The organism is Polaribacter staleyi, assembly GCF_038024045.1.
Classification (GTDB): Bacteria; Bacteroidota; Bacteroidia; order Flavobacteriales; family Flavobacteriaceae; genus Polaribacter; species Polaribacter butkevichii.
In genome coordinates this window covers 968265-993978 of record NZ_CP150665.1, presented here as the reverse complement: position 1 = coordinate 993978, position 25714 = coordinate 968265, and the positions used below count along the sequence as shown (strand labels likewise).

Sequence of the window (25714 nt, the reverse complement as noted above, 5' to 3'; positions counted from 1 at the left end):
AATTAACTGATTTTAAATTAAAAACAGAAAACCAAAATTAACTTTTGTTAATCACAAATTGTTGTAACGTTTTGTTAAAATTAACTAATCCTTTAGGAAATAGAGTATCAAAAGCATTGCTTGCTATTAATTCTGATGGAGTACCACTGTGTAATGTGTTTTCTGTTAAAAGAATAATTTCATCGGCCAATTGAATTGATAAATTAATCTCGTGAGACGAAATAATAACAGTTTTGTTAGTTTCTGCTACAAGTCGTTTTAACAACGAAAATATTTTAATGGTATGATGCATATCTAAATGTGCAGTAGGCTCATCTAAAATAATAATTTCTGTATCTTGTGCTAATGCCCTTGCAATTAGAACCCTTTGCAATTGACCATCACTTAATTCGTAAAAACGATTGTTTTTAAGGTGTTCTATTTCTGTTTGATGAATTGCCGTTTCTACCTTTTCTATATCCTTGGTAGAAAGTTTATCAATCCAATTTGTATAAGGTTGCCTACCTAAAGCAATAAGCTCATAAACCGTTAATTGGCTTTCTGGCAAACGCTCTGTTAAAACCAAACTTAATTGTGTAGAAAGTTCTTTTTCGCTAAGTTCTGTTAGTTTTTTATGATGGATAAAAACATCGCCAGAAATAGGTTTTTGTACTTTAGAAAGTGTTCTTAATAATGTAGATTTCCCAATTCCGTTTTTACCTAAAACAGTTACTAGTTTTCCTTTTTCAATTTCTAAATTAATATCAGACGCTACAACTTTGGCGTTCTTTTTTTGCTGATAACCTATAGAGAGATTTTCAGTTCTTAAAATGATATTTTCGTTTGTTTTTTTAATGACGTAATTTTTTTAATTAAGTTTTAAAGTTTCAGGTTTTTGTCTGTTTGTTTTACTACTTTGTTATTCATTTTAGCCTGCCACTTTGTAGTTTTTTATCACTTTAATACTTTTTTTTAATTTCTCTGTACTCTTCATATCTCCTTAGACAAATAATCTTTTTTTTCTAATCAATAACCAAATTACTACAGGCGCTCCAAATAAGGAGGTAATAGCATTTATAGGAAGTGTAAATTCACTAGTTGGTAATTGAGCAATAGCGTCGCAAATTAATAAAACAATAGCGCCAATAATTGCAACAGCGGGTAATAATATTTTATGATTAGAGCTTGCAAATAACATTCTTGCAATGTGCGGAACTGCTAATCCTACAAAGGCAATTGGTCCAGAAAATGCCGTAATTACACCTGTTAAAATACTGGTAATTAGTAAAATGATGTTTCTACTTTTTTTTACGTTAATACCTAAGCTTTTTGCATAGTTTTCTCCTAATAAAAAACTATTTAAAGGTTTTATAACAGCGATGGTTCCTAAAATGCCAATAGAATAAATAATAACAAAAACGGTAATCTCGTTCCAAGTTAAATTGCCCAAACTACCAAAACTCCAAAATAAATATTGTTGAATTTGGGCTGCTTCACTAAAATAGGCTAAAACGCTTATTACTGCAGAGGTTAAAGAGCCAAACATTAAACCAATAATTAAAATTGACATGGTGTTTTTTACACGATTAGCTGCTATAATAACTGCGGATAAAACTAAAAAAGCCCCTAAACTAGCAGCAATGGGTAAAGACCAGTTAGATATAGAGGTGGTTAGAAAGAAGCCTCCAAAAACAGATGATCCTAAAATTAAAATTGCAACGCCTAAACTTGCACCAGAAGAAATACCTAAAACAAAAGGTCCTGCTAATGGGTTTCTAAATAAAGTTTGCATTAGTAAACCACAAATAGACAAACCAGATCCCACTAAAATGGCAGTAATAGCTTTAGGTATTCTAAAATTGATAATTATGGTTCTCCAACTGTCTTTAGTTACTGTGCCTCCAAAAACACTATTAAAAAGATCTTTAAAAGGAATAGAAACAGATCCTAAACTGATGTTTAAAAAGAACAAAATTACCAGTAGAATAGATAAAAGGATAAAATGTTTTGTGTATTTTTTTTGTTCCATTCTGTAGTTCCTTTAGAAACAGGAAGCTTTTTTTTATGGTTTTAACTTTTAGTTTTTTTTCTTTTGGTAGACATAAAATAATAGCTTTATGAATATTTTTCTTCTAAAAAGCTTACTAATTTTTGTATGGCAATTCCTCTGTGTGATATCTCGTTTTTTTGTTCTGAACTCATTTCGGCAAAAGAAACGTTAAAACCTTCTGGTTTAAAAATAGGATCATATCCAAAACCTTTTTCGCCATGTTTCTTTTTTAATATTTCACCTTTACAGATACCTTCAAAAAGAAACTGCTCATCATTTAAATTTAATGAAACAACTGTTCTAAATTGTGCTTTTCTATTCGTTTTATCTTTTAGATCTTCTAAAAGTTTTTGCATATTATTTTCAGAATTAGCAGGTTCGCCAGCAAAACGAGCAGAATATACTCCGGGTTTACCATCTAAACTTTCTACTTCTAAACCGGTGTCATCAGCAAAACAATTAAAACTAAATTTACGAGTAATATATTCTGCTTTTAATTTAGCGTTTCCTTGTAAAGTGGTTTCTGTTTCTTCTATTTCATCAAAACAATTAATGTCTTTTAAACTCAGTAATTTTATAGAGTCTGGCAACATTTTTTGAACTTCGGCAAGTTTGTTTAAATTATTGGTAGCGAAAACTAATTTCATCTGTTTCATTTTAGCAAATGTAAGAAATTTAACAGTGAAATTTTAATGAGATTTACTATTGAAAACCTATAGTTTAAGAAAGCTACTTTAATATGTTTTTTAGAAGAATTATAAATTATAAAGAAAGGAGTGTAAAAGAAATATTTGTTTAGTTAAAGACCTTTTTTTAAAAGGGCAATATAACTTGTCAACATGTGTTTACGTGAAAATTAAAAGAAACTATTTTATTATTTCCCCAAATTCATAAAAAATTACTTTTTATATTTTCTATAAACACATAATTAAGTTGACAAGTATATTTAAAGTACTTTTCTAATTAATTCAAACTTAAAAAAAATAAATAGAGTAAACTTCATTAAAATGGTTAGGTAATGGTTGTTTTAATGAAATCAGTAAAGATTTTAATAAATCAGTAACAGAAAATAAAACAGCTATGTTAATTTTTTGTAATTTTGGTAAAATATAAATCCCCAAAAAAGTTTGATAGAAGCCTTTTTATTTTTATTTACAGGTATTATTGGGCTTGTTACACTTACCTTAATGATTAGATCATATAACTCTAATCCTTTTTGTAACCTTTTTTTAGTACTAATAATTAGTGTAATTTCTTTTCGTTATTTTTTTCATGGTAGTTACAATTTAGGTTTACAAACAGTTTTAAAACCAGATAGTGGTTTGTATTCTTTATTGTTTTTGATAATAGCTCCTTCTTTGTATTTGTATTATAAACACTTAACAGATCAAAAAAAAGCATACAATCCTAAAGATTTTAAACATCTTTTTTTTATAATTTTTTTGTATTTAATCAATTCAGTTGAAGTTCTACGTGATAGCTTTTTATTTTACTTTGGAGTGATGACTAATTTTTATTTGATAACAATTTTTGTAACATTTTATATCGTTTTAATTTTTAATTTATTAAAAAAGAAGGTTTGGTTTAGAAAGAATTTAGAATTAAATAGCAATCATTTTAATTTGGTTAAAAACTGGACTATATATTTTTTTATTATTAATCTGCTTTGTAGTTTAATGGTTTTTGTTTCTTTATATACAGAGTTTAAAACAGGGGTTAAGGTTTCTGGAAAGACAATGGCTGTTTTTTCGGTGATTTTTTGGTCATCAGCTTTTTTTAAAATTTTAATTTCACCAGAAATTTTATATGGACTGCCTGTATTAAATAAAACCTTGTTAAAGTTTAACAATTCTGAAGGCGAAAAAATAGAGGCTGTAAATCTTCAGAATGATGTTGTTGGTAGTAATTGGGTTTTAGAAGTAGCTATTAAAGAAGATAGTCAAGATTATAGATTGCAAGAAAATATAAGAGCTAATATTGTAAGTTATATTCAGGAGGTTGATAAATTAAGTACAGAAAAATTTATTTTTCGAAACCCAAAAGTTTCACAGAGCGACATTGCAGAAACTTTAGGAGTTCCAACAAGTCATATTGTGTATTTGTTTAAATATCACTCTAAAATTTCTTTTACAGAATATAGAAAAAATAGTAGAATACAAGATGCGCTTAAGCTTATAGATGAAGGTTTTTTAAATTTAGAAACGTTAGAATCTTTGGCATACAAAACAGGTTTTGCTTCTTACAATCCCTTTTTTATTGCTTTTAAAAATAGCACCAATTATTCTCCTCAAGATTATAGTAAGGTAAAAAAATAGTATAAAAATGATTATTCATGATGATAAGGTTCATTCTTTAAAATTGTAAAACCTCTATAGAGTTGTTCTACAATAAAAAGACGAATCATTTGATGTGAAAAAGTCATTTTAGATAATGATATTTTTCCTATTGATTTTTTATAAACAGCATCAGAAAAACCATAAGGTCCGCCAATAACCAAAACGAGTTGTTTAATGCCAGCATTCATTTTCTTTTGTAGGTAAATAGAAAACTCAATAGAACTATAATGTTTGCCTTTATCATCTAACAACACCAATTGATCTGTGTTTTGTAGTTTAGATAAAATTAATTCTCCTTCTTTTTCTTTTTGTTGAATTTCGCTTAAATTCTTTACATTTTTAATATCCGGAATTATTTCTAACTCAAACTTTATATAATGTTTTAATCTATTTTGATATTCATCAATTAACTGAATTAACTGTTTGTTATCAGTTTTACCAATGGCAAGTAATTTAATTTTCATACGTGCAAAATTACGAATTAAGATTTACGAATTTGCAATAATTTGCCCTAATTGATAATTCGTAATTCATAATAAAAATAGTATTTTTACATCAGAATTCAATAATTATGATATCAAAAGAACAATTTCAAAACGAGTTAGATTTAATTATAAAAAACGCCATTAGAGAAGATATTGGCGATGGAGATCATACATCACTTTCTTGTATTCCTGCAGATGCAGAAGGAAAAGCAAAATTATTGGTAAAAGAAGATGGAATTATAGCTGGAGTAGAATTTGCAAAACAAGTATTTAGTTATGTAGATAAAGATTTACAAGTAGAAACGTTTATTAATGATGGAGAGGATGTAAAATATGGAGATATTGTTTTTCATGTTTCCGGAAAATCTCAATCGATTTTAATGGCAGAGCGTTTGGTGTTAAATGCTATGCAAAGAATGTCTGCAATTGCAACAAAAACAGCCTTTTTTGCAAACTTACTTAAAGGCACAAAAACAAAGGTTTTAGATACAAGAAAAACAACTCCAGGAATTAGAGCTATAGAAAAATGGGCTGTAAAAATAGGAGGAGGAGAAAACCACCGTTTTGCGTTGTATGATATGGTAATGATAAAAGACAATCATATAGATTTTGCTGGTGGAATTACAGCAGCAATTACAAAAACAAAAAAATATTTAGCAGAAAAGAATCTTGATATTAAAATTATTGTAGAAGCAAGAAGTTTAGAAGAAATTAAAGAAATTTTGTCTAACGAAGGCGTTTATAGAATTCTAATAGATAACTTTAATTATGAAGATACTAAAAAGGCAGTTGCTTTAATTGGTGATACTTGCTTAACAGAATCTTCTGGCGGAATTAATGAAGAAACGATTAGGAAATATGCAGAATGTGGTGTAGATTTTATTTCTTCTGGAGCATTAACACATTCGGTTTATAATTTAGATTTAAGTTTAAAAGCAATAGATTAATTTATATGAAAAAATGCATAACAGTAGCAGCTTCATTACTATTAATAATTTCTTGTAGTACAAAAGAAGTAAAGAAAGAAAACATTATGGATATCTCTAAAAATCCTTTATTAGTAAAAAGTACATTAGAATATGGTACACCAGATTTTACTAAAATTAAAGCAAAACATTTTTTACCAGCTATTTTAGAAGGGATGAAATTGCAAAATGAAGCAATTGTAAAAATCACTCAGAATACTGAGACTCCAACTTTTGAAAATACCATTTTAGCTTTAGAAGAAAGTAGCAAAAAGCTAGATGCTGTAACTGCTGTTTTTTCTGGATTGGCAGGTGCGCATACAAATGATACAATAAAAGCAAATCAAAAAGAATTAGCTCCAAAATTTTCTAAACATTCTGATGACATTTTGTTAAACACACAATTGTTTGCGAAAATTAAAACGGTTTATAATAATTTGTCAACAGCTAATTTAGATGCAGAATCAGAACACTTAGTAAAAGAATATTTTAAAGATTTTACCAAAGCAGGTGCAAATTTATCCGAAGAAAAAAAGGAAAAATTAAAAGAGATTAATTCAGAAATAGCGAGTTTGTCTAATGATTTTGGAAAAAAACTATTAGATGCTAGTAAAAAAGGTGGTATTGTAGTTTCTGACAAAGCACAATTAAAAGGTTTTTCTGATGAAAAAATAGCTTCTTTAGAAAAAGATGGTAAATATGAAATTCAGTTAATAAACACAACACAACAACCTTCTTTACAAACGTTAGAAAATAGAGATGTTAGAAAACAGTTGTTCGAAAAATCGATTCATAGAGCTGATGCTGGGGATTATGATACTAGTGATTTAGTAAAGAAAATGGTGCTGTTAAGAGCTCAAAAAGCACAGATTTTAGGCTTTGATAATTATGCAAGCTGGAGTTTACAAGGCACCATGGCATCAAATCCAGAAAAGGTTTTTGATATGTTTAAAAACTTAATTCCGGGTTCTTTAGAAAAAGCAAACTCAGAGATTAAAGAGATTCAGGCAGAAATAAATAAAGAAGGAAAAGACTTTAAATTGGCTGCTTATGATTGGAATCATTATGCAGAAAAGGTGCGTAAATCTAAATATAATTTAAATGAAGATGAGGTAAAACCTTATTTTGAAATGACCAATGTGTTAGAAAAAGGTGTTTTCTACGCAGCTACAAAATTATACGGAATTACTTTTAAAAAACGTACAGACATACCAACGTATCATCCAGATGTTGTGGTGTATGAGTTGTTTGAAGAAGACGGAAGTAAATTAGGATTATTTTTTGGAGATTATTTTGCAAGAGATAGCAAACGTGGTGGTGCTTGGATGAGTAGTTTTGTAAAACAATCTAAATTACGCAACCAAAAACCTGTAATTTATAATGTTTGTAACTCAACAAAACCTGCAGCGGGAGCGCCTGCTTTAATTAGTTTTGATGAGGTAGAAACGATGTTTCATGAATTTGGACATGCATTACATGGTTTTTTCGGAAATCAGAAATATGCATCCATTTCAGGAACAAGTACCGCTAGAGATTTTGTAGAATTTCCTTCTCAGTTTAATGAAAACTGGGCAACGCATCCAGAAATTTTAAATAATTACGCAATTCATTACAAAACCGGAAAAGTAATTCCTGCAGCATTATTGAAGAAAATAAAAGACGCTGGTACTTTTAACCAAGGATATTCTATGATAGAAAACTTATGTTCTTCTAGTTTAGATATGAAATGGCACACAATTTCTGCAAATGAAAAAATAGAAGATGTTGCTAAGTTTGAAGCAGAAGCATTAAAAAGTATGAACTTAAATGTAAGTGAAATTCCGCCTAGATACCGTTCAACTTACTTTGCACATATCTTTAGTGGAGGTTATTCTGCAGGGTATTATTCTTATTTATGGACAGAAATGTTAAGTCACGATGCATATGATTGGTTTAAAGACAATGGTTTATTAACAAGAGAAAACGGACAAAAATTTCGTGATCAAGTTTTATCAAAAGGAAATACAATGGATTATGCAGAAATGTATAAAACCTTTGCAGGTAGAAATCCTGAAGCAGCACCAATGTTAAAGGCAAGAGGTTTAAAATAGGTATTTAAATGAAATCAATTTTAAAAATTTTAGTGGTTGTTTGTATGTTCTTTTTGTCTTGTAAAAGTAATGAAGCAATCGATGTAACAGGTATTTATACAGGTGAATTTCCTTGTGGAGATTGTGCAGGAATAGAGCAAAAAATGACGCTAAATGCAGATAGTACTTTTGTTTTAGAAAGAGTTTACAAAGGAAAAGGTGATGGTAATGTTTTTAAAGAATCTGGGAAGTATTTAGTGGTAGAAGGAAAACTAGTTTTAGATATTAAAACCTCGCCTTTTAAGTATAAAATAGGCGAAAACTTTATCGAATTACTAGATATTGATGGCAATATAATTAAAAGTGATTTAAATTATAAATTGATAAAACAAAACTAAGTGTTTAAAATTATTAGATGACAGACAATTATTTTGATAGCGAAGAATACTCTAAAATTGATTTTACAAAAACAAAAATAGAAAAAGGAGAATATGAAAATTGTATGTTTTCTAACTGTAATTTCGAAGGAATTCATGCTTCCAATATACAGTTTATAGAATGTGAGTTTTTCGACTGTAATTTTAGTAATACAATTGTAGATCATACAGCTTTTAAGGATGTTAATTTTACCAATTGTAAAATGATAGGTGTAAAATTTAATGGATGTGATCCTTTTTTATTACAGTTTAGTTTTAAGGAATGTCAATTAAGTTTTGCTAGTTTTTATCAACTAAAAATACCAAAAACAACATTTAAAGACTGTAACTTACAAGAAGTAGATTTTACAGAAAGTATGTTAACAAATGCTGTTTTTGATAATTGCGATTTTAAAGGGGCTGTTTTTGGCAGAACTAATATAGAAAAGTCAGATTTTAGAACGGCATATAATTTTAATATCAACCCAGAAAAAAATCAATTAAAAGGCGCAAAGTTTAGTAAGGAAAATATTGTAGGCCTTTTATCAGAATATAAAATTGTGGTTGAATAAATTATCAAGAGAAATAGAACAAATGTTATTAAGTATTATTAGAAGTATAATAACACAAAGGAACTAATTTAAAGTTTTAACCTTTGTAACTTATAAAACTGTAAATCGCTACAAATTTGTTCCTTTGAAACTAAATTAATGACAAAAGAAATAGAAGACAAGCTAGAAAAAATACCAGTTGTAAACCTCTTGGTTAAATTTGGCAAGAAAATAAAAGTACCAGGGTTACAAGGTATGTCTTTGTATGATGTAATAGAAATGTACATTATAGGTATTGTAAAAGGAGCTTTAACTACAAGAGCAGGCGGAATTGCATTCAGTTTTTTTATGGCCGTTTTTCCTTTTATGCTATTTATACTTACATTAATTCCGTACATTCCTATAGAAGGTTTTCAAGAAGGTTTATTTTCATTTATAAAAGAAATTTTACCACCACAAACTTTTGAAGCGGTAAACACGGTAATTGGAGATATTATTAACAATCAATACGGAGGCTTGCTTTCTTTTGGTTTTCTATTATCTATTTTTTTAATGACAAATGGTGTGAATGCTATTTTTGGTGGTTTTGAATATTCGTATCACGTAACAGATGTTAGAAATGTTTTTAGATCTTATTTTATTTCGTTAGGTGTATCTTTATTGATGTCGTTTTTCTTAATTGTAACCATTACATCACTTATATTATACCAAGTAGCGTTGTCTAAAATAGATGAAACAGGTTGGTTAAATACAAGCGATTTAAATCTATTTCTTTTAGGTAAAAATGCACTATTTCTAATAATGCTATTTACTATTGTTTCTTTACTTTTTAGGTATGGTACAAAGCAAGGAAAAGAAACAAAATTCTTTTCTGCAGGCGCAATTTTAACTACCGTGGTTTCTTTGTTTACCTTTTATTTATTTGGTATTTACGTTGTAAAATTTGCACAATACAATCAATTATATGGCTCTATTGGTACACTTTTAATCTTAATGTTATTTGTATGGTTAAATGCCATAATTTTATTATTAGGGTTTGAATTAAATGCTTCTATATATAGTTTAAGACGAAGAAATAAAACCTTTACAACACCTAAAAAAGTATAATTTTTCACGATATTTGTCCCCGCTGCGGATTTAGATATTTCACTTTCATGTGAGATTCTTTTCGTTTAGTTTGTTAGAAATCTATAAACACAATTTAGAAATTAAAAATAAATTCCTGCTTTCGCAGAAAGTACAGAAAATATAAAAGATTAACATCCAAAAAAATATTAATGAAACCAAGTATACCAAAAGGAACCAGAGATTTTTCACCAACAGAAGTAGCAAATCGTACCTATATCATGAATACGATTAAAACTAGTTTTGAAACATTTGGATTTCAACCTATTGAAACTCCAAGTTTTGAAAATTCATCAACCTTAATGGGTAAATATGGTGAAGAAGGCGATCGTTTAATTTTTAAGATTTTAAATTCTGGTGATTTTTTAAAGAAAGCAGATGCTACACTTTTATCAGAAAAAAATAGTTTAAAAGTTACCACTCAAATATCAGAAAAAGCGTTGCGTTACGATTTAACAGTGCCTTTTGCGCGTTACGTTGTACAACATCAAAATGAAATTACATTTCCTTTTAAAAGATATCAAGTACAACCAGTTTGGAGAGCAGATAGACCTCAAAAAGGACGTTTTAGAGAGTTTTTTCAATGTGATGCAGATGTTGTTGGAAGTAAGTCTTTATGGCAAGAGGTAGAGTTTATACAATTGTACGATACTGTTTTTACCAAATTAGGTTTAGCAGGAACTACAGTTAAAATAAATAATAGAAAAATACTTTCTGGTATTGCAGAAGTTATTGGAGCGCAAGATAAATTAATCGATTTTACAGTTGCTTTAGACAAACTAGATAAAATAGGTAAAGAAGGTGTTGTTAAAGAAATGCTGTCTAAAGGAATTACAGAAGATGCCATTGAAAAAGTGCAACCTTTGTTCGATTTTACGGGTTCTAATTTAGATAAATTGGCTTCTTTAGAAAGTATGTTATCAACTTCAGAAGAAGGAACGAGTGGAGTAGAAGAGTTGCGTTTTGTTATTAATTCTATAGTGGAATTAGGTTTAGAAACGGCAGCTTTAGAAGTAGATGTAACTTTGGCTAGAGGATTAAATTATTACACAGGTGCTATTTTTGAAGTTGCAGCTCCTAAAGGTGTAAAAATGGGCTCTATTGGTGGTGGTGGAAGATATGACGACTTAACAGGAATTTTTGGATTAAAAGATGTTTCTGGAGTTGGAATTTCTTTTGGATTGGATAGAATTTATTTAGTTTTAGAAGAATTAGGTTTGTTTAAAGCAGTTGATAACCCAAAGCCGAAAGTAATTTTCTTAAATTTTGAAGCTTCAACAGATGTGCTTAAAATGAAAGCGATTAAAAGTTTGAGAGAAAATGGAATAAAATCGGAATTTTATCCGGATTTAGGTGAAAGTAATAAGGCGCAAAAACGACAATGGAAATACGTTACCAATAGACAAATAGAATATGTTGTTTCTAAAGTTGAAGATGATGTTTTTGCCTTAAAAAACATGATTTCTGGAGAACAAACAGATTGTACTCTAATGGATTTGATAACAAAGTTAAAAATATAAAAATTATAGTTTTATAATTTTTATTGATTAGGAAACTAAGATAATACGTTGCAAACACGTAAATTTGCACTTTAATAAAGAATGAAATGTTTGAATTAAGCAGCAAAATGAATGACGAAAGAATTGAAGAAATAGGAGAGAACCACGTTGGTACATCAGCTAAAACTCCATTAAGAGCAGATGCTTTTGATATTTCTGACGAAGAAAAAATTGAAAGAATCCAAGAAAGTGTAAAAGATATTTTAACCACTTTAGGAATGGATTTAACAGATGATAGTTTACAAGGAACTCCAAGAAGGGTGGCTAAATCTTTTGTAAATGAACTATTTATGGGATTAAATCCTAAAAATATGCCAAAGGCTTCTACGTTTGACAATAATTACAATTATGGTGAAATGTTGGTAGAGAGAAACATTGTGGTTTATTCTACTTGTGAGCATCATTTATTACCAATTATTGGTAGAGCACATGTTGCTTATATTTCTGATGGTAAAGTAATAGGTCTTTCTAAAATGAATAGAATTGTAGAGTATTTTTCTAAAAGACCTCAGGTGCAAGAGCGCTTAACAATGCAAATTGTACAAGCAATGCAAGAAGCTTTAGGTGTAGAAGATGTTGCTTGTGTTATTGATGCAAAACATTTGTGTGTAAACTCTAGAGGAATTAAAGATATAGAAAGTTCTACTGTTACAGCAGAATTTGGTGGTAAGTTTAAGCAGAAAGAAACAAAAAGAGAATTTTTAGAATATTTAAAGATGAAAACAAGTTTTGAATAAGACTTTAATTTATTTTTAATTAAAATATAAGTTATAAAAACCGTTTAGAAAATTTCTAAGCGGTTTTTTTATGATTACATGGTTTATAATAATAGTAATATAATGTCTTATAATAGTAAATCTAAATCATTTGTTATTATAATATAATAAATAGACTAAGTTTGTTTTAATCCATAATTATTATGGTATTCTAAAAGTTGTTTTTTTAAAAATATGAATAAGTGTAAGTTTTTAATAATGAGTAGAATAGTTGTGTTAATGTTGTCTCTTTTATTTTTAGTTTCATGTTCAAAAAATGAAGAAGTTAAGATAAAGAGAACGAAGAAGACAGAAGAGATTTATCAAGCAAATTGGGAATCATTATCTAAACATAATGAAACTCCAGAATGGTTTACAGATGCTAAATTTGGTATTTATTTTCATTGGGGAGTATACTCTGTGCCTGCTTATGGTAGTGAATGGTATCCTTGGAATATGTATAAAAAAGGATCATCGGAATATGAACACCATAGAGAAATTTATGGAGCACAAGAAGAGTTTGGGTATCATAAATTTGTACCTCAATTTACAGCAGAAAAATTTAATGCAGATGAATGGGTATCGTTATTTAAAAAAGCAGGAGCAAAATTTGCGGGCCCCGTAGCTCAACATCATGATGGTTTTGCAATGTGGAAGAGTACCGTTAATCCGTGGAACTCTTTTAATAAAGGACCTAAAAGAGATATTACAGGAGAAATTGCTGCAGCTGTTCGTAAAAGTGATATAAAACTAATCACAACATTTCATCATTCTAGAAATTTACAGCGTTATGCGGATGATGAAAAGAATTGGGGAGGTTTTAATAGTCATTTTATTTATAATCCAAAGTATGATACTTCCACAACAGATCCAGAATTAAGTTTATTATATGGTAATATTTCTGAAGATCTTTTCCTAAACAATTGGTCAGAACAAATCAATGAAGTAATTACTCAATACAAACCAGATATGATTTGGTTTGATGCTTGGTTAAATTACATTCCTGAAAAAAGAGTTCAACAAATGTGTGCCGATTACTTCAATACAGAAAAGGAAACAAAACAAGAAGTTTTAATTGGCTATAAACAAGCAGATTTACCAAAGGAAGTTGGTGTTTTAGATATTGAACAAGGAGGAAGAAAAGATATAACTGATAAACCTTGGATGACCGATATTACTTTAAGTAATAAATCTTGGAGTTATGTTAAAGGACAAACGTATAAGAATTCTGCATTAGTAATTCGTAATTTAATTGATGTGGTTAGTAAAAATGGGGTTGTACTTTTAAACGTGTCTCCAAAAGCAGATGGTACAATACCAGATGAACAGAAAAAAGTTTTATTAGAAATGGGAGATTGGTTTTCTAAGTTTGGAGAAGCAATTTATAATACCAAACCTTATACTCTTTTTGGTTTTGGTAATGCGGTTGTTGAAGAAGGACATTTTGGAGGGCAATCTGCAAGTATAAAGTATACAGAAAATGATATTCGTTTTACGCAATCTAAAGACGAAAAACAATTATACATGTTCTTTTTAGGTGAACCAATAAAAGGAAAAACTATTTCTTATAGACTATTAGCGAAACATAGATATGGACCAGGACCTGATGTGAAAATTAAAAGTATTACACTTTTAGACTCAGGTAAAAAATTAGATTACAGTTATTCTACAGATGTTCTGAATATAACGATTCCAGAAGATGTTGAGTTAAATAGCATTGCTAATGTTATAAAATTCGATTTAGAATAAATGATCTTATAAAGTAAAAAACCGTTTAGAAAATTTCTAAACGGTTTTTTAAATACTGTGGAAGTATTGGTTTTTTAATTTACCAATACCCATTCTCCTTTAGCTATTAAAGGAATTGCCTGTTTGTATTTTACTCCTTTTTCTTCTCCACTCATTACGTTTTTAATGGTAACATGTTCGTTTCTTCCTATTTTAGGTTGATCTCGAATAATGGTTTCAACAGGTTCTGATTGTTGAGGTTTAGAGTTTTGTATGGCTTGTTCTGTAGAGTTTTGAACATCTTCTTTAGAAGTGTTTAAACGCTCTCTTTTTTGTTGACGCGCCTCTGATATTTGATTTACATTTTGCTCTGGTAATTCTCCTTTAAACAAGAAAGATAATACTTCTTTGTTAATATCATCAACGGTTGTTTTAAATAATTCAAAAGCTTCAAACTTGTAAATTAATAAAGGATCTTTTTGTTCATAAGACGCATTTTGTACAGATTGTTTTAAATCGTCCATTTTACGTAAATGATCTTTCCAATTTTCGTCAATAATTGCTAAAGTGATGTTTTTCTCGAAATCTGTAATTAAACTTTTTCCTTCAGTTTCATAAGCTTCTTTTAGGTTGGTTACAACTTGTAAAGATTTAATTCCATCTGTAAAAGGCACCACAATACGCTCGTATCTATCGCCTTCGTTTTCAAAAACATCTTTAATAACAGGATATGCTAAAACGGCATTTCTTTCAATTTTGTTTTTGTAATGTGCTGCAACTATTTCGTATAATTTATCTGCCAATTCACTTTCAGAAAGTTTTTCAAATTCTTCTTCTGTAAAAGGAGAGGTCATTGAAGAGAATTTGATCAATTCAAATTCGAAATTCTGAAAATCTTTTGCAGCTTTATTGTTGTTGATAATAGATTCGCATGTATCAAAAATCATGTTTGCAATATCTACTTGTAAACGTTTACCATCTAATGCATGACGTCTTCTTTTGTAAACAAACTCACGTTGAGCGTTCATAATATCATCATACTCTAACAAACGTTTACGAATACCAAAGTTGTTTTCTTCTACTTTCTTTTGAGCTCTTTCAATAGATTTGCTAATCATAGAATGCTGAATTACTTCACCTTCTTTTAAGCCCATTCTATCCATCATTTTTGCAATTCTGTCTGAACCAAAAAGACGCATTAAATTATCATCTAAGGCAACGTAAAATTGAGTTGACCCAACATCACCTTGTCTACCAGCACGTCCACGTAACTGTCTGTCTACACGTCTAGAATCGTGTCTTTCTGTACCAATAATAGCTAAACCACCAGCTTTTTTAACTTCGTCTGTTAATTTAATGTCTGTACCACGTCCTGCCATGTTGGTTGCAATGGTAACTACACCAGGTTTCCCTGCTTCTGCTACTACATCTGCTTCTCTTTTATGCAATTTTGCATTTAAAATATTATGAGGAATTTTACGCATTTGTAACATTCTACCTAATAATTCAGAAATTTCTACAGAAGTTGTACCTACTAAAACCGGTCTGTTTTGTTCAACTAGTTTTACAATATCTTCAATAACTGCATTGTATTTTTCACGTGCAGTTTTGTATATTAAATCTTCTTTATCATCTCTTTGAATTGGTTTGTTTGTAGGAATTTCTACAACATCTAATTTGTAGATTTCCCATAACTCACCAGCTTCTGTGATTGCTGTACCTGTCATACCAGACAGTTTTCTGTACATTCTAAAGTAGTTTTGTAATGTTACGGTAGCAAATGTTTGTGTAGCATCTTCAATTTTTACATTTTCTTTTGCTTCAATTGCTTGGTGTAATCCGTCTGAATAACGACGACCGTCCATAATACGACCTGTTTGTTCATCGACAATCATTACTTTATTGTCCATTACTACATACTCTACATCTTTTTCAAAAACAGTGTATGCTTTTAAAAGTTGATTCATGGTATGGATACGCTCACTTTTGATGCTAAAGTCTTTGTATAACTCTTCTTTTTGAGCCGCTTTTTCTTCTTTACTAAGGTCAGAATTGTCAATTTCACCAATTTTCACCCCAATATCTGGTAAAACAAAGAAACTATCGTTATCTGTTTTATTTGATAAATGTGCAATCCCTTTATCAGTTAAATCAATTTGATTATTTTTTTCTTCAACAACAAACCAAAGATCTTCATCTACTTGTGGCATTAATTTATTGTTATCTTGCATGTAGTAGTTTTCTGTTTTCTGCAAGATTTGTTTATTACCTTCTTGTGATAAAAATTTAATTAAGGCTTTGTTTTTAGGCAAACCTCTGTAAACTCTTAATAATAAGAATCCGCCATCTTTATCATTTCCTTCTGCTATTAATTTTTTGGCTTCAGCAAAAACCCCCACTAAATGTTGTTTTTGTAAAGTAACTAAATCAGATACTAAAGGTTTTAAATCGTTAAATTCATGTCTGTCTCCTTGTGGTACAGGTCCAGAGATAATTAAAGGAGTTCTAGCGTCATCAATTAAAACAGAATCTACTTCATCAATAATAGCATAATTTGGTGCACGTTGTACTAAATCATCTTTAGAACTCGCCATATTATCACGTAAATAATCGAAACCAAATTCGTTATTTGTACCATAGGTAATGTCTGCATTGTAGGCTTTTCTACGTGCATCAGAATTTGGTTGGTGATAATCGATACAATCTGTGGTAAAACCATGAAACTCAAAAAGAGGTCCCATCCACGCTTTATCACGTTTTGCTAAATAATCATTTACGGTAACTAAATGTACTCCATTACCTGTTAATGCATTTAAGTATACTGGTAAGGTAGAAACTAATGTTTTTCCTTCACCAGTCATCATTTCTGCAACTTTACCTTGGTGTAAAACAGAACCACCAATTAATTGTACATCGTAATGAACCATATCCCAAGTAACAGGTTTTCCTGCTGCGTCCCAAGAATTTGCCCATAACGCCTTGTCATTATCTAAAGTAACATTATCTCTTTCTGCAGATAATTCTCTGTCATAAGGAGTTGCTGTTACTTCTATTTCTTTATTTTCTACAAAACGTTTTGCTGTTTCTTTAACAACGGCAAAAGCTTCTGGCATTATTGTAAGTAAAGTTTCTTCAGAAACTTTGTACGCTTCATCTTTTAGAGCATCTATTTCTGTATAAATATCTTCTTGACGATCTATGTTTGCTGTTTTAGCTTCTGTTTCTAACTCAGTAATTTTATCATCAAACTGTTTAGTAGCTGTTTTTATTCTTTCTTTAAATTCTATAGTTTTTGCCCTTAAACCATCATTAGAAAGTTTAGAGAATTCTATTTCGAATTTTTTTACGTTTTCAACAACAGGTTGTAAAATTTTTAAATCTTTTTGTTGTTTATCACCAACAAAAAGTTTGATTACTGAATTTAAAATATTCATTATTATGTTATTTTTAGTTAAATTAATAACTATATTATAGTTCTGTATTAGGTTTTTTTTAAAACCCTGAAAAACAGTTTTCTAGTTTAGGAGAAAACAAAAAAAAAGCCTCCATAGAGACTTTTTAAATTTTATTATTATGTTTAGTATTCATCCTCATTCCAAAGATAATCATCTTCGGTAGGATAATCTGGCCAAATTTCAACAATTGAATCATACGCATCACCTTCATCTTCTATATCTTGTAGGTTTTCTACTACTTCTAAAGGAGATCCAGTTCTAATAGCGTAATCTATTAACTCGTCTTTGGTTGCTGGCCAAGGCGCATCTGCTAAATAAGATGCTAATTCTAATGTCCAATACATTTCTTAATGTTTAATTTTGTGCAAAAATAATTTTTTTACTGAATTATACAAGTCTTTTTTAAGAAATATATAGAGAAGTTATTTTAATATTTTGTTAATATCTTAAAACGAATGCTTTAAGCGTTAAATAAAATTTAAAATTTCTTTCTATCGATAAAAAAAAGAACGTATTATTTTTTTGTAGGAATCCACTTGATTTCCTCTACTGATAAGTCTTTAGACAACTTTCGTGCCAACGTAAAAAGGTAGTCAGAAAGTCGGTTTAAGTATTTTAGTATGTCATCATTAATGTTTTCTTGATCATTAAGTTCTACCACTAAGCGTTCTGCTCGTCTGCAAATACATCTAGCGATATGACAAAATGACACAGATTGATGACCTCCAGGAAGAATAAAATGAGTCATTTGAGGGAGCTCTAAATCCATTTTATCAATTTCTTCTTCTAAAAAAAGGATAGAAGCTTCATCTATCTTAGGTATATTAAGTCTTTCTTTTCCGTTTTTTAATGTTTCTTTATCTGGCGGAGTAGCCAACATTGCCCCTAAAGTAAATAACTCATTTTGAATTTTTAATAAAGCTTCTTTAATTGAAAGACTAATTTCTTGATCTTTTATTAAACCAATGTATGAATTTAGTTCATCTACATTACCGTAGCTCTCTATTCGTAAATTGTATTTTTTTACTCTTGTTCCTCCAAAAAGGGCAGTTGTACCTGCATCGCCAGTTTTTGTATATATTTTCATTTTAAATGAGTTGCAAATTTTTTATAATAACAAAGTTACAAAGTTACAAAGTTTGTAAGCTGTAATATTTATAATTAACACGATTTAACAGTTGCATTATTAAACTACCTTTTAAACTCTTATTTTGAAATGTTCTTTTTCTTGTTCTTTTCTAAAAAAAACAATGCCCCAGTAAAAAACATCTACCGTAACTGTTACTTTATTGTGGTTTTTAATCTCTGACCAAGCTTCTTTCATTTCATTACTCCAATAAATATCATCAAAAATCCAAACGGAATTATTATGAGCTGTATTTAAACAAGTTTCGAAATAATGTAAAGTATCTTTTTTTGTATGATTTCCGTCAAAATAGATACAATCGAATTTTTGATTTTTAATAGCTAAGGGTAACGTTTCTTTAAAATCTCCTGTAATTATCTTTATGTCGTTAAAATTATTTGTAGAAAATAAATGATTAGCAACTTTACTTGTTTCAGAGCATCCTTCTAGAGTTGTAATTGTAGATTCTTTATTTCCTATTTTAATTGCAGATGTGCCTAAACCAAGAGATGTGCCAATTTCTAAAATAGTTTTAGGTTTAACATATTGAATTACACGAATTAATAATTTTGCTTTTTTGTTAGATAATCCTGCTATTTTAGCTATTTTAGAAACTTGACGATTATTGTCTTTAAAAATTTTAGATCCTGCACCAAAATCTGTGACTTTTATAAGACTTTTGTTGTCTAATAATTGTTGCTTTGTTTTAGAAAATAATTTAATGCAATCGGAGTCTGTTTTTTTGTAAAAACATTTGGTTACTAAATCATACACAAAAGGAGAGTGAACCCCATGTTGATTGGATGATTTTAAAAGAAATTTTAGGTATTCTGTGATTAAATGTGTCATTATTTATAAAAAAAACGAAAGTAAAATAAAATTATAGTAAATCACTTTTAAAAAGTATATTTGTAGCTATTTATGATTAAAATTACAATGAAAAAACACCTTTTATTACTATTATCTATCTCTTTCTTTTTTTCGTGTGTACCAAGTAAAGATATTATCTATTTACAAGGAGAACCCGTGGCTAGAAAGGAAATTAAAAGAATAAATAATATACCTTATAAATTACAGGTAGATGATATTTTAAATATAGATATTAAATCTAATGACGAATCTTTGGTATCTGTGTTTAAAAAACAATCAAATACAAATGGAGGTGCTATTCGGGTAGGAGATGATTATTTTTCTGGCTATAGTATAGATGCTTATGGAAACATAAGGATGCCTACTTTAGGTGAGATTAATGTTTTAGGTTATACAGAACTTGAGGTTAGAAAAAAAATTGAAAATGAATTAAAAAAGTATGTTAAAACTCAAGAGGAAGTTTTTGTTTCTGTAAAACTATCAGGCCTTAGGTATACGATTATTGGTGAAATAGCTAACCCTGGACCTAAAGTTATATTTCAAAATAAAGTTTCTATTATTGATGCCATTTCTAACTCGGGCGACATTACAGCAGTAGGTAATAGAAAAAAAGTTGAAATTATTAGAAATTCGATAACAGGAACAGAAAAATTTTTAATTGACTTAACTAAAATAGATGCTTTTGATTCTGAAGTGTTTTATATAAAACCGAATGATATTATAAATATTATTCCATTGAAACAAAAAACTTGGGGTACTGGTACTACCGGCCTTGGTGCACTTACAACAATAGTTTCAATATTCACCTTAATAAGTACTACATTTATTTTAGCAAGAAACCTATAGCGCTTTATGGATAATTTAAACAAACTGAATAGTAGCAAAATTCAAGCTAATGTTGATGTTAAAGGTTATATTTTTAAAGTTTTATCTTATTGGAAACTTTTTTTTGTAACCATTATTATAGCATTAATTGTAGCTAAATTTATGAATGACTATAAGCCTAAAATTTATAGTTTAAACACAGTAATTTCTGTTAAAGAAGAGAATAATCCATTATTTTCAACAGGAACAAATATTGCTTTTAATTGGGGAGGAGCAAGTGATGCCGTAGAAACTATTAAAGTTGTTTTAACTTCTAGAACGCATAATGAAAAGGTAGTTAAAAAATTAAATTTTTTTATTGATTATCTTAAAGAAGGTAGATATCGATTGGAGGATGTATATGGGTATACGCCTTTTGTTGTAAATTTAAATACTAGTAAACCACAATTATATGGAAAGCTTTTACAGATTGAGATTACTGGTGAGAATACATATAAATTATCTTTTGATTTTAATGAATCTCATTTTAATTCATTAATTACTTATGATACAAACAAAATAAGTAAATACAACTCTTTAGAAACTTCTTTTTCTAAAGAATTTAAGGTAAATGAAGAAATAAGTACTCCTTTTCTAAATTTGTTACTTAAACAAACTAAAAAATTTAACATTGGAGAAAAATATTTTATTAGATTTAATAGTTTTGACGGTACCGTTGGAGGGAATAGATTTATAGCTGTTACTGGCATTTCAAATGGAGCTTCTATGCTTATGTTATCTAAGAATGGAACAAATAAAAATAGAATTGTAGATTATTTAAATGCTACTGTTTTAATTTTAGATAAAGATAAACAAGAACAGAAAATTCTATATGCTAAAAGAACAAAAGATTACATAGATAAATTTTTTGAAAAAGAACAAGAAAGTTTAAAAAAAATTGAGAAGGAATTAGGAGCATATAAAGAGAAGAATAATATTTATAATTTAACAACAGAAGGAGATGTTGTTTTTAATGAAACGATTGAAATAGAAAAGGAAAAAAAAGAAATTCTAGAGTTTAATCAATATTTAAGTAATTTAAGAACTTATATTACCTCTCACGATACCTTTGGAGAAAATGTACCTGTACCTGCACTTATTTCAATTCAAGATGAAAAAATATCCGGAGAGATTACTAATCTTATACAAAAATCTACTTTAAGAGAAAAATTAAGAGGTTCGGTAACAGATAATCATCCGGATGTAATAAAATTAAGTAATAGTATTAGCCTTTCTAAAAATAATTTATTAGAAAATATCTCTACCTTAAAAATTGTAAATCAGAATAAACTTAAGAAACTAAATTCTGAGTTATCTATCTCTAAAAGGAAGCTTAAAAGGTTACCAAAAACAGAACAAGGTTTATTACAGTTTCAAAAAAACTATGAGATTTCTGAAGCTAATTATAATTATTTAAAACAAAAAAGTTATGAAGCAGGTACTGCAATTGCAGCAAATGTATCTGATGTTAAAATAATAGATTCAGCTAAAGATTTAGGAAATGGTCCCATATATCCGAAACCTAGTTTTAATTATTTAGTAGGATTGATGTTAGGAATTGTTTTTCCGCTATTTTATATAATCACTAAAGAAGTTTTAGATAATAAAATTCACACTGCAGAAGAGATTCAAAATAATTATGCCATTCCCGTTTTAGGCGTTGTAGGTAAAAATCATGGTAACAATAATTTAGCTGTTTTTAACAAGCCTAAATCGTCAGTAGCAGAATCTTTTAGAGCGCTTAGATCAAATATTCAATTTTTGTTTAAAAATGCTCAAAAAGATGAATCAAAAACTTTAATATTAACTTCTTCTGTAAGTGGAGAAGGTAAAACAATGGTTTCTATAAATATGGCAACCGTTTTTGCCCTTAGTGGTAAGAAGACGGTGTTAGTGGGTTTAGATTTAAGAAAACCCAAAATTTATGATGATTTTGATTTAACAAATGATGTTGGTGTTGTAAATCATTTAATTAATCAAAAAACATTAGATGAAATAATTATTAATAGTCAAGTACCAAACCTAGATCTTATTTTATCTGGACCTATACCTCCAAATCCTTCTGAGTTGTTGTTAAATGAAACAGCAGATAAGATGATTAAAAGTCTTCAAGAAAGATACGATTATGTTATTATTGATACACCTCCTGTAGGCTTAGTTTCTGATGCTTTAGAGTTGTTTAAATATGGAGATGCGATTATTTATGTTATTCGTCAGAATTACTCAGAAAAAGGAATGATGAGAATGATAGATGATAAATATAAAAATAAAGAAGTATCTAATATTAGTTATGTATTAAACGACTTTTCTATTAAAAACAACTATGGCTATGGCTACGGTTACGGTTATGGTTACGGCTATGGTTATGGTTATGGAAAATACGGAAATGGCTATCATGAAAATGAAGAAAACAAAGGTTTCATCTCTAGAATTTCTAGTTTGTTTAAAAGAAATAATTCATAAATAAAAAAGCATCGTTAACGCGATGTTTTTTTATTTTACTATCTCTAAAAAGATTTATTTATAATGAAAATTCCACAAGAAGAATATGCACCCTATTTCTCTGGGTATATTAATTTAATAGATACAGAAAAAAAATCAATTATTGAAAGTCTCAAAGAATCACAAAATATATTTGAAAGTGTATTAAGTAATTTACCAAAAGAGAAACAAAATTTTGCGTATGCAGAGGGTAAATGGACAATTAAAGAATTGATACAGCATATTATTGATACAGAACGTGTTTTCTGCTACAGAGCCTTGTGTTTTGCAAGAAATGATAAAACTGCTTTACCTGGTTTTGACCAAGATTTATTTGTAAATAATGATTCTGCAAACGATAGAGATTATCAAGATTTGTTAGACGAAATGGCCGTTTTAAGAAAATCTACCATTCAGTTATATAAAAGTTTTTCTGATGAAGCTTTGTTAAGAATAGGCGTGGCATCAGAAAATAAAATGTCTGTTAGGGCTTTAGGATATTTATTTTCCGGACATCAAATTCATCATTTGAATGTTGTAAAAGAAAGATATTTATAATTAAAAAACCGAAGTTTTAACTTCGGTTTTTTAATAAATTTAATAATCAGTTTTATCTTGCTTTTCTGCCCACTTGTTAAAAGGTTCTAATGCAATTTCTCTTCCTATTTGCTCAAAAGGAATACTTCTTTTCTCGTAAGGTAACGGAATTTCTTTATAGATAAATTCATCATCAAAGCCAATATTTGCTGCATCTTGTTGGTTACTACCGTAAAAAACTTTGTCTGGTCTAGCCCAATAAATGGCACCTAAACACATAGGACAAGGCTCGCAAGAAGTATAAATAATACAACCATCTAACTGAAAAGAGCCTACGTTTTTACAAGCATCTCTAATTGCAGTTACTTCTGCATGTGCCGTTGGGTCGTTTGTAGAAGTTACTTTATTATTTCCTTTACCAATAATTTTTCCGTCCTTAACAACAATACAACCAAAAGGGCCGCCTTCATTATTATTCATTCCTTTTAAAGCTGCTTTTACAGCTTCACTCATAAATTCTTCGTGTGTATTCATCTTCATTATCTGTTATTATGATTTTATTTTTTTTAGCCAAAAAAAAGCTGCATAATGTATGCAGCTTTTAGAGAGTGTAAAATTAATATTTTTATTTTAAACTACCCGTCATTTCTTCTGGTTTTACCCATTCGTCATATTGTTCTGGTGTTACGTAGCCTAAACGTACCGCTTCTTCTTTTAAAGTTGTTCCGTTTGCATGCGCAGTATTTGCAATTTCTGCAGATTTATAATACCCAATTTTAGTATTTAAAGCAGTAACTAACATTAAAGAATTATTAACCAATTCATTAATTCTTTCGTGGTTAGGTTCTATACCAGCTGCACAATTTACATCAAAAGATTTACAAACATCACCAATTAATTGAGCAGATTGTAAAACGTTTGCAGCCATAACAGGTTTAAAAACATTTAATTCATAATGCCCTTGAGCACCACCAATAGTTACAGCAACATCATTACCCATAACTTGTGCAGCAACCATTGTCATAGCTTCACACTGTGTAGGATTTACTTTACCTGGCATAATAGAAGATCCTGGTTCGTTTGCAGGAATAATAATTTCTCCAATACCAGATCTTGGTCCAGATGCCATCATTCTAATATCGTTTGCAATTTTATTTAAAGAAACTGCAATTTGTTTTAAAGCACCATGAGTTTCTACTAAAGCATCGTGTGCTGCTAAAGCTTCGTATTTATTTTCTGCAGTAATAAAAGGCATTTCTGTAAAATCTGCAATATATTTTGCAACCAATACATCGTAACCTGCTGGAGTGTTCATTCCTGTACCCACTGCAGTACCTCCTAAAGCTAATTGAGATAAATGCTCTAAAGTATTATTTAAAGCTTTTAAACCAAAGTTTAATTGAGCAACATAACCAGAAAATTCCTGACCTAAAGTAAGTGGAGTAGCATCCATTAAATGCGTTCTACCAATTTTTACAACATCTTTAAAAGCTTCAGATTTTGCTTTTAAAGTATCTCTTAATTGTGTAATACCAGGTATGGTAGTTTCTACAATTTTTTTGTAAGCTGCAATGTGCATTCCTGTAGGAAACGTATCGTTAGATGATTGCGATTTGTTTACATCATCATTTGGTTGAATCACTTTTTCTCCTTCGCCAATTACTCTTCCTGCAATTTCTTGCGCTCTGTTAGCAATAACTTCGTTCACATTCATGTTAGATTGTGTACCAGAACCTGTTTGCCAAATTACTAAAGGAAATTGATCGTCTAATTTACCTTCTAAAATTTCATCACAAACTTGTGCAATTAAATCTCTTTTTTCTGTTGTTAAAACACCTAATTCTTCATTTGTGTAGGCAGCTGCTTTTTTTAAATATGCAAAACCATAAACAATTTCTAGTGGCATAGAACCAGAAACACCAATTTTAAAGTTGTTTCTAGAGCGTTCTGTTTGTGCACCCCAATATTTGTCTGCAGGAACATTTACTTGTCCCATAGTGTCTTTTTCAATTCTATATTTCATAATTATGATGTATATTTTAGATCAAACAAATTTACAAAAAAGTATGATTACATAAACTTGATAAATGTCATTTTTAGATAAGTAAAAAAAATATTTTTTTGATGAGGGTTTTTTCAAAATAAGTATTATTTTTGCAATAATAATTTTACAAACAGATACAAATGTTAGATTTTTCAGAATTTTCAGGATTGGTTTTATTCATGTTTATTTTTACAGCTGGTTTTTGGTTGTTAATATTCTTATTAACATTTGTGGTTCCTTATTGGATTGGTGGAACCATCTGGGAAAATTTGAAGTTAAAAAAAGAAGCAAGAAAGGCTGCAGAAGGAAAGTAGTCTTA

Annotated in this window: 23 protein-coding genes; 13 read left to right on the top strand and 10 right to left on the bottom strand. The window is 29.2% G+C overall.

The window, feature by feature from the left end:
- Positions 1–37 precede the first annotated feature (37 nt).
- The 3 genes from WHD07_RS04200 to WHD07_RS04190 all read right to left on the bottom strand — a co-directional run bounded on the left by WHD07_RS04200 (position 38) and on the right by WHD07_RS04190 (position 2676).
- Positions 38–742 (bottom strand): ABC transporter ATP-binding protein, encoded by a 705-nt coding sequence (locus WHD07_RS04200; protein WP_343330979.1) that lies wholly within the window; start codon positions 740–742, stop codon positions 38–40.
- A 237-nt stretch (positions 743–979) separates the two neighbouring features.
- On the bottom strand, positions 980–2008 hold the full coding sequence (locus WHD07_RS04195) for a FecCD family ABC transporter permease (protein WP_105049079.1): 1029 nt from the start codon (positions 2006–2008) through the stop codon (positions 980–982).
- 86 nt (positions 2009–2094) lie between these two features.
- On the bottom strand, positions 2095–2676 hold the full coding sequence (locus tag WHD07_RS04190; RefSeq protein ID WP_343330188.1) for a non-canonical purine NTP diphosphatase: 582 nt from the start codon (positions 2674–2676) through the stop codon (positions 2095–2097).
- A 480-nt stretch (positions 2677–3156) separates the two neighbouring features.
- Here WHD07_RS04190 and WHD07_RS04185 point away from each other — a divergent pair, with 480 nt between their 5' ends.
- Positions 3157–4344, top strand: a complete 1188-nt coding sequence (locus WHD07_RS04185) for an AraC family transcriptional regulator (RefSeq protein WP_343330187.1) — start codon at positions 3157–3159, stop codon at positions 4342–4344.
- Between the two features lie 11 nt (positions 4345–4355).
- Here the strand turns inward: WHD07_RS04185 and rlmH are convergent, their stop codons facing one another.
- Positions 4356–4829 (bottom strand): 23S rRNA (pseudouridine(1915)-N(3))-methyltransferase RlmH, encoded by a 474-nt coding sequence (rlmH, locus tag WHD07_RS04180; protein WP_343330186.1) that lies wholly within the window; start codon positions 4827–4829, stop codon positions 4356–4358.
- A gap of 107 nt (positions 4830–4936) precedes the next feature.
- Between rlmH and nadC the strand changes: the two genes are divergently transcribed.
- From nadC to WHD07_RS04140, 8 genes are all read left to right on the top strand, one after another.
- The gene (gene nadC / locus WHD07_RS04175) at positions 4937–5797 is read left to right on the top strand and encodes a carboxylating nicotinate-nucleotide diphosphorylase (protein ID WP_343330185.1); all 861 of its coding nucleotides are present in this window, start codon (positions 4937–4939) and stop codon (positions 5795–5797) included.
- A gap of 5 nt (positions 5798–5802) precedes the next feature.
- Positions 5803–7905, top strand: a complete 2103-nt coding sequence (locus tag WHD07_RS04170; protein WP_343330184.1) for a M3 family metallopeptidase — start codon at positions 5803–5805, stop codon at positions 7903–7905.
- Between the two features lie 8 nt (positions 7906–7913).
- The gene (locus WHD07_RS04165) at positions 7914–8282 is read left to right on the top strand and encodes a copper resistance protein NlpE (RefSeq protein ID WP_105049075.1); all 369 of its coding nucleotides are present in this window, start codon (positions 7914–7916) and stop codon (positions 8280–8282) included.
- 17 nt (positions 8283–8299) lie between these two features.
- The gene (locus tag WHD07_RS04160; RefSeq protein ID WP_343330183.1) at positions 8300–8872 is read left to right on the top strand and encodes a pentapeptide repeat-containing protein; all 573 of its coding nucleotides are present in this window, start codon (positions 8300–8302) and stop codon (positions 8870–8872) included.
- A 138-nt stretch (positions 8873–9010) separates the two neighbouring features.
- A complete protein-coding gene (locus WHD07_RS04155) occupies positions 9011–9958 on the top strand; it encodes a YihY/virulence factor BrkB family protein (RefSeq protein ID WP_343330182.1) in 948 nt (315 codons plus the stop codon).
- 170 nt (positions 9959–10128) lie between these two features.
- Positions 10129–11496, top strand: a complete 1368-nt coding sequence (gene hisS, locus WHD07_RS04150; RefSeq protein WP_343330181.1) for a histidine--tRNA ligase — start codon at positions 10129–10131, stop codon at positions 11494–11496.
- 86 nt (positions 11497–11582) lie between these two features.
- A complete protein-coding gene (folE, locus tag WHD07_RS04145; RefSeq protein WP_105049071.1) occupies positions 11583–12272 on the top strand; it encodes a GTP cyclohydrolase I FolE in 690 nt (229 codons plus the stop codon).
- Positions 12273–12509: 237 nt separating this feature from the next.
- Positions 12510–14039, top strand: coding sequence for an alpha-L-fucosidase (locus tag WHD07_RS04140; protein WP_343330180.1), 1530 nt, complete (start codon positions 12510–12512; stop codon positions 14037–14039).
- Between the two features lie 74 nt (positions 14040–14113).
- Here WHD07_RS04140 and secA read toward each other — a convergent pair whose 3' ends face one another.
- From secA to WHD07_RS04120, 4 genes are all read right to left on the bottom strand, one after another.
- The gene (gene secA, locus WHD07_RS04135) at positions 14114–17452 is read right to left on the bottom strand and encodes a preprotein translocase subunit SecA (RefSeq protein WP_343330179.1); all 3339 of its coding nucleotides are present in this window, start codon (positions 17450–17452) and stop codon (positions 14114–14116) included.
- Positions 17453–17595: 143 nt separating this feature from the next.
- Complete coding sequence (locus WHD07_RS04130; protein ID WP_065318236.1) at positions 17596–17817, bottom strand: DUF2795 domain-containing protein; 222 nt, start codon at positions 17815–17817, stop codon at positions 17596–17598.
- A gap of 170 nt (positions 17818–17987) precedes the next feature.
- Positions 17988–18560, bottom strand: a complete 573-nt coding sequence (locus WHD07_RS04125; protein WP_105049069.1) for a cob(I)yrinic acid a,c-diamide adenosyltransferase — start codon at positions 18558–18560, stop codon at positions 17988–17990.
- 111 nt (positions 18561–18671) lie between these two features.
- A complete protein-coding gene (locus WHD07_RS04120) occupies positions 18672–19448 on the bottom strand; it encodes a class I SAM-dependent methyltransferase (protein ID WP_343330178.1) in 777 nt (258 codons plus the stop codon).
- Positions 19449–19535: 87 nt separating this feature from the next.
- On the opposite strand from WHD07_RS04120, the gene WHD07_RS04115 reads away from it, so the two are divergent.
- The 3 genes from WHD07_RS04115 (at position 19536) to WHD07_RS04105 (ending at position 23372) form a co-directional block, all read left to right on the top strand.
- A complete protein-coding gene (locus WHD07_RS04115) occupies positions 19536–20315 on the top strand; it encodes a polysaccharide biosynthesis/export family protein (RefSeq protein WP_343330177.1) in 780 nt (259 codons plus the stop codon).
- 6 nt (positions 20316–20321) lie between these two features.
- Positions 20322–22796 carry a polysaccharide biosynthesis tyrosine autokinase gene (locus WHD07_RS04110; protein WP_343330176.1) on the top strand — a complete coding sequence of 825 codons (2475 nt, stop codon included), beginning with the start codon at positions 20322–20324 and terminating at the stop codon, positions 22794–22796.
- 63 nt (positions 22797–22859) lie between these two features.
- On the top strand, positions 22860–23372 hold the full coding sequence (locus tag WHD07_RS04105) for a DinB family protein (RefSeq protein WP_343330175.1): 513 nt from the start codon (positions 22860–22862) through the stop codon (positions 23370–23372).
- Between the two features lie 39 nt (positions 23373–23411).
- On the opposite strand, the gene WHD07_RS04100 is transcribed toward WHD07_RS04105, so the two are convergent.
- Together WHD07_RS04100 and fumC are read right to left on the bottom strand one after the other, a co-directional pair.
- Positions 23412–23885 (bottom strand): nucleoside deaminase, encoded by a 474-nt coding sequence (locus tag WHD07_RS04100; RefSeq protein WP_343330174.1) that lies wholly within the window; start codon positions 23883–23885, stop codon positions 23412–23414.
- Between the two features lie 91 nt (positions 23886–23976).
- Positions 23977–25374: a class II fumarate hydratase gene (gene fumC, locus WHD07_RS04095; protein ID WP_105049065.1), complete on the bottom strand. Its 1398-nt coding sequence runs from the start codon at positions 25372–25374 to the stop codon at positions 23977–23979.
- Between the two features lie 161 nt (positions 25375–25535).
- On the opposite strand from fumC, the gene WHD07_RS04090 reads away from it, so the two are divergent.
- Positions 25536–25709, top strand: a complete 174-nt coding sequence (locus tag WHD07_RS04090) for a hypothetical protein (protein WP_170062895.1) — start codon at positions 25536–25538, stop codon at positions 25707–25709.
- Positions 25710–25714: the final 5 nt, after the last annotated feature.

Bases quoted from the DNA above. Each gene is read 5' to 3' on its own strand.
- WHD07_RS04125 (WP_105049069.1), bottom strand. From the start codon at position 18,560: ATGAAAATATATACAAAAACTGGCGATGCAGGTACAACTGCCCTTTTT.
- hisS (WP_343330181.1), top strand. From the start codon at position 10,129: ATGAAACCAAGTATACCAAAAGGAACCAGAGATTTTTCACCAACAGAA.
- WHD07_RS04160 (WP_343330183.1), top strand. From the start codon at position 8,300: ATGACAGACAATTATTTTGATAGCGAAGAATACTCTAAAATTGATTTT.
- WHD07_RS04190 (WP_343330188.1), bottom strand. From the start codon at position 2,676: ATGAAATTAGTTTTCGCTACCAATAATTTAAACAAACTTGCCGAAGTT.
- WHD07_RS04105 (WP_343330175.1), top strand. From the start codon at position 22,860: ATGAAAATTCCACAAGAAGAATATGCACCCTATTTCTCTGGGTATATT.
- WHD07_RS04100 (WP_343330174.1), bottom strand. From the start codon at position 23,885: ATGAATACACACGAAGAATTTATGAGTGAAGCTGTAAAAGCAGCTTTA.
- WHD07_RS04110 (WP_343330176.1), top strand. From the start codon at position 20,322: ATGGATAATTTAAACAAACTGAATAGTAGCAAAATTCAAGCTAATGTT.
- WHD07_RS04120 (WP_343330178.1), bottom strand. From the start codon at position 19,448: ATGACACATTTAATCACAGAATACCTAAAATTTCTTTTAAAATCATCC.
- fumC (WP_105049065.1), bottom strand. From the start codon at position 25,374: ATGAAATATAGAATTGAAAAAGACACTATGGGACAAGTAAATGTTCCT.
- WHD07_RS04170 (WP_343330184.1), top strand. From the start codon at position 5,803: ATGAAAAAATGCATAACAGTAGCAGCTTCATTACTATTAATAATTTCT.
- rlmH (WP_343330186.1), bottom strand. From the start codon at position 4,829: ATGAAAATTAAATTACTTGCCATTGGTAAAACTGATAACAAACAGTTA.
- folE (WP_105049071.1), top strand. From the start codon at position 11,583: ATGTTTGAATTAAGCAGCAAAATGAATGACGAAAGAATTGAAGAAATA.
- WHD07_RS04155 (WP_343330182.1), top strand. From the start codon at position 9,011: ATGACAAAAGAAATAGAAGACAAGCTAGAAAAAATACCAGTTGTAAAC.
- secA (WP_343330179.1), bottom strand. From the start codon at position 17,452: ATGAATATTTTAAATTCAGTAATCAAACTTTTTGTTGGTGATAAACAA.
- WHD07_RS04130 (WP_065318236.1), bottom strand. From the start codon at position 17,817: ATGTATTGGACATTAGAATTAGCATCTTATTTAGCAGATGCGCCTTGG.
- nadC (WP_343330185.1), top strand. From the start codon at position 4,937: ATGATATCAAAAGAACAATTTCAAAACGAGTTAGATTTAATTATAAAA.
- WHD07_RS04090 (WP_170062895.1), top strand. From the start codon at position 25,536: ATGTTAGATTTTTCAGAATTTTCAGGATTGGTTTTATTCATGTTTATT.
- WHD07_RS04195 (WP_105049079.1), bottom strand. From the start codon at position 2,008: ATGGAACAAAAAAAATACACAAAACATTTTATCCTTTTATCTATTCTA.
- WHD07_RS04165 (WP_105049075.1), top strand. From the start codon at position 7,914: ATGAAATCAATTTTAAAAATTTTAGTGGTTGTTTGTATGTTCTTTTTG.
- WHD07_RS04115 (WP_343330177.1), top strand. From the start codon at position 19,536: ATGAAAAAACACCTTTTATTACTATTATCTATCTCTTTCTTTTTTTCG.
- WHD07_RS04140 (WP_343330180.1), top strand. From the start codon at position 12,510: ATGAGTAGAATAGTTGTGTTAATGTTGTCTCTTTTATTTTTAGTTTCA.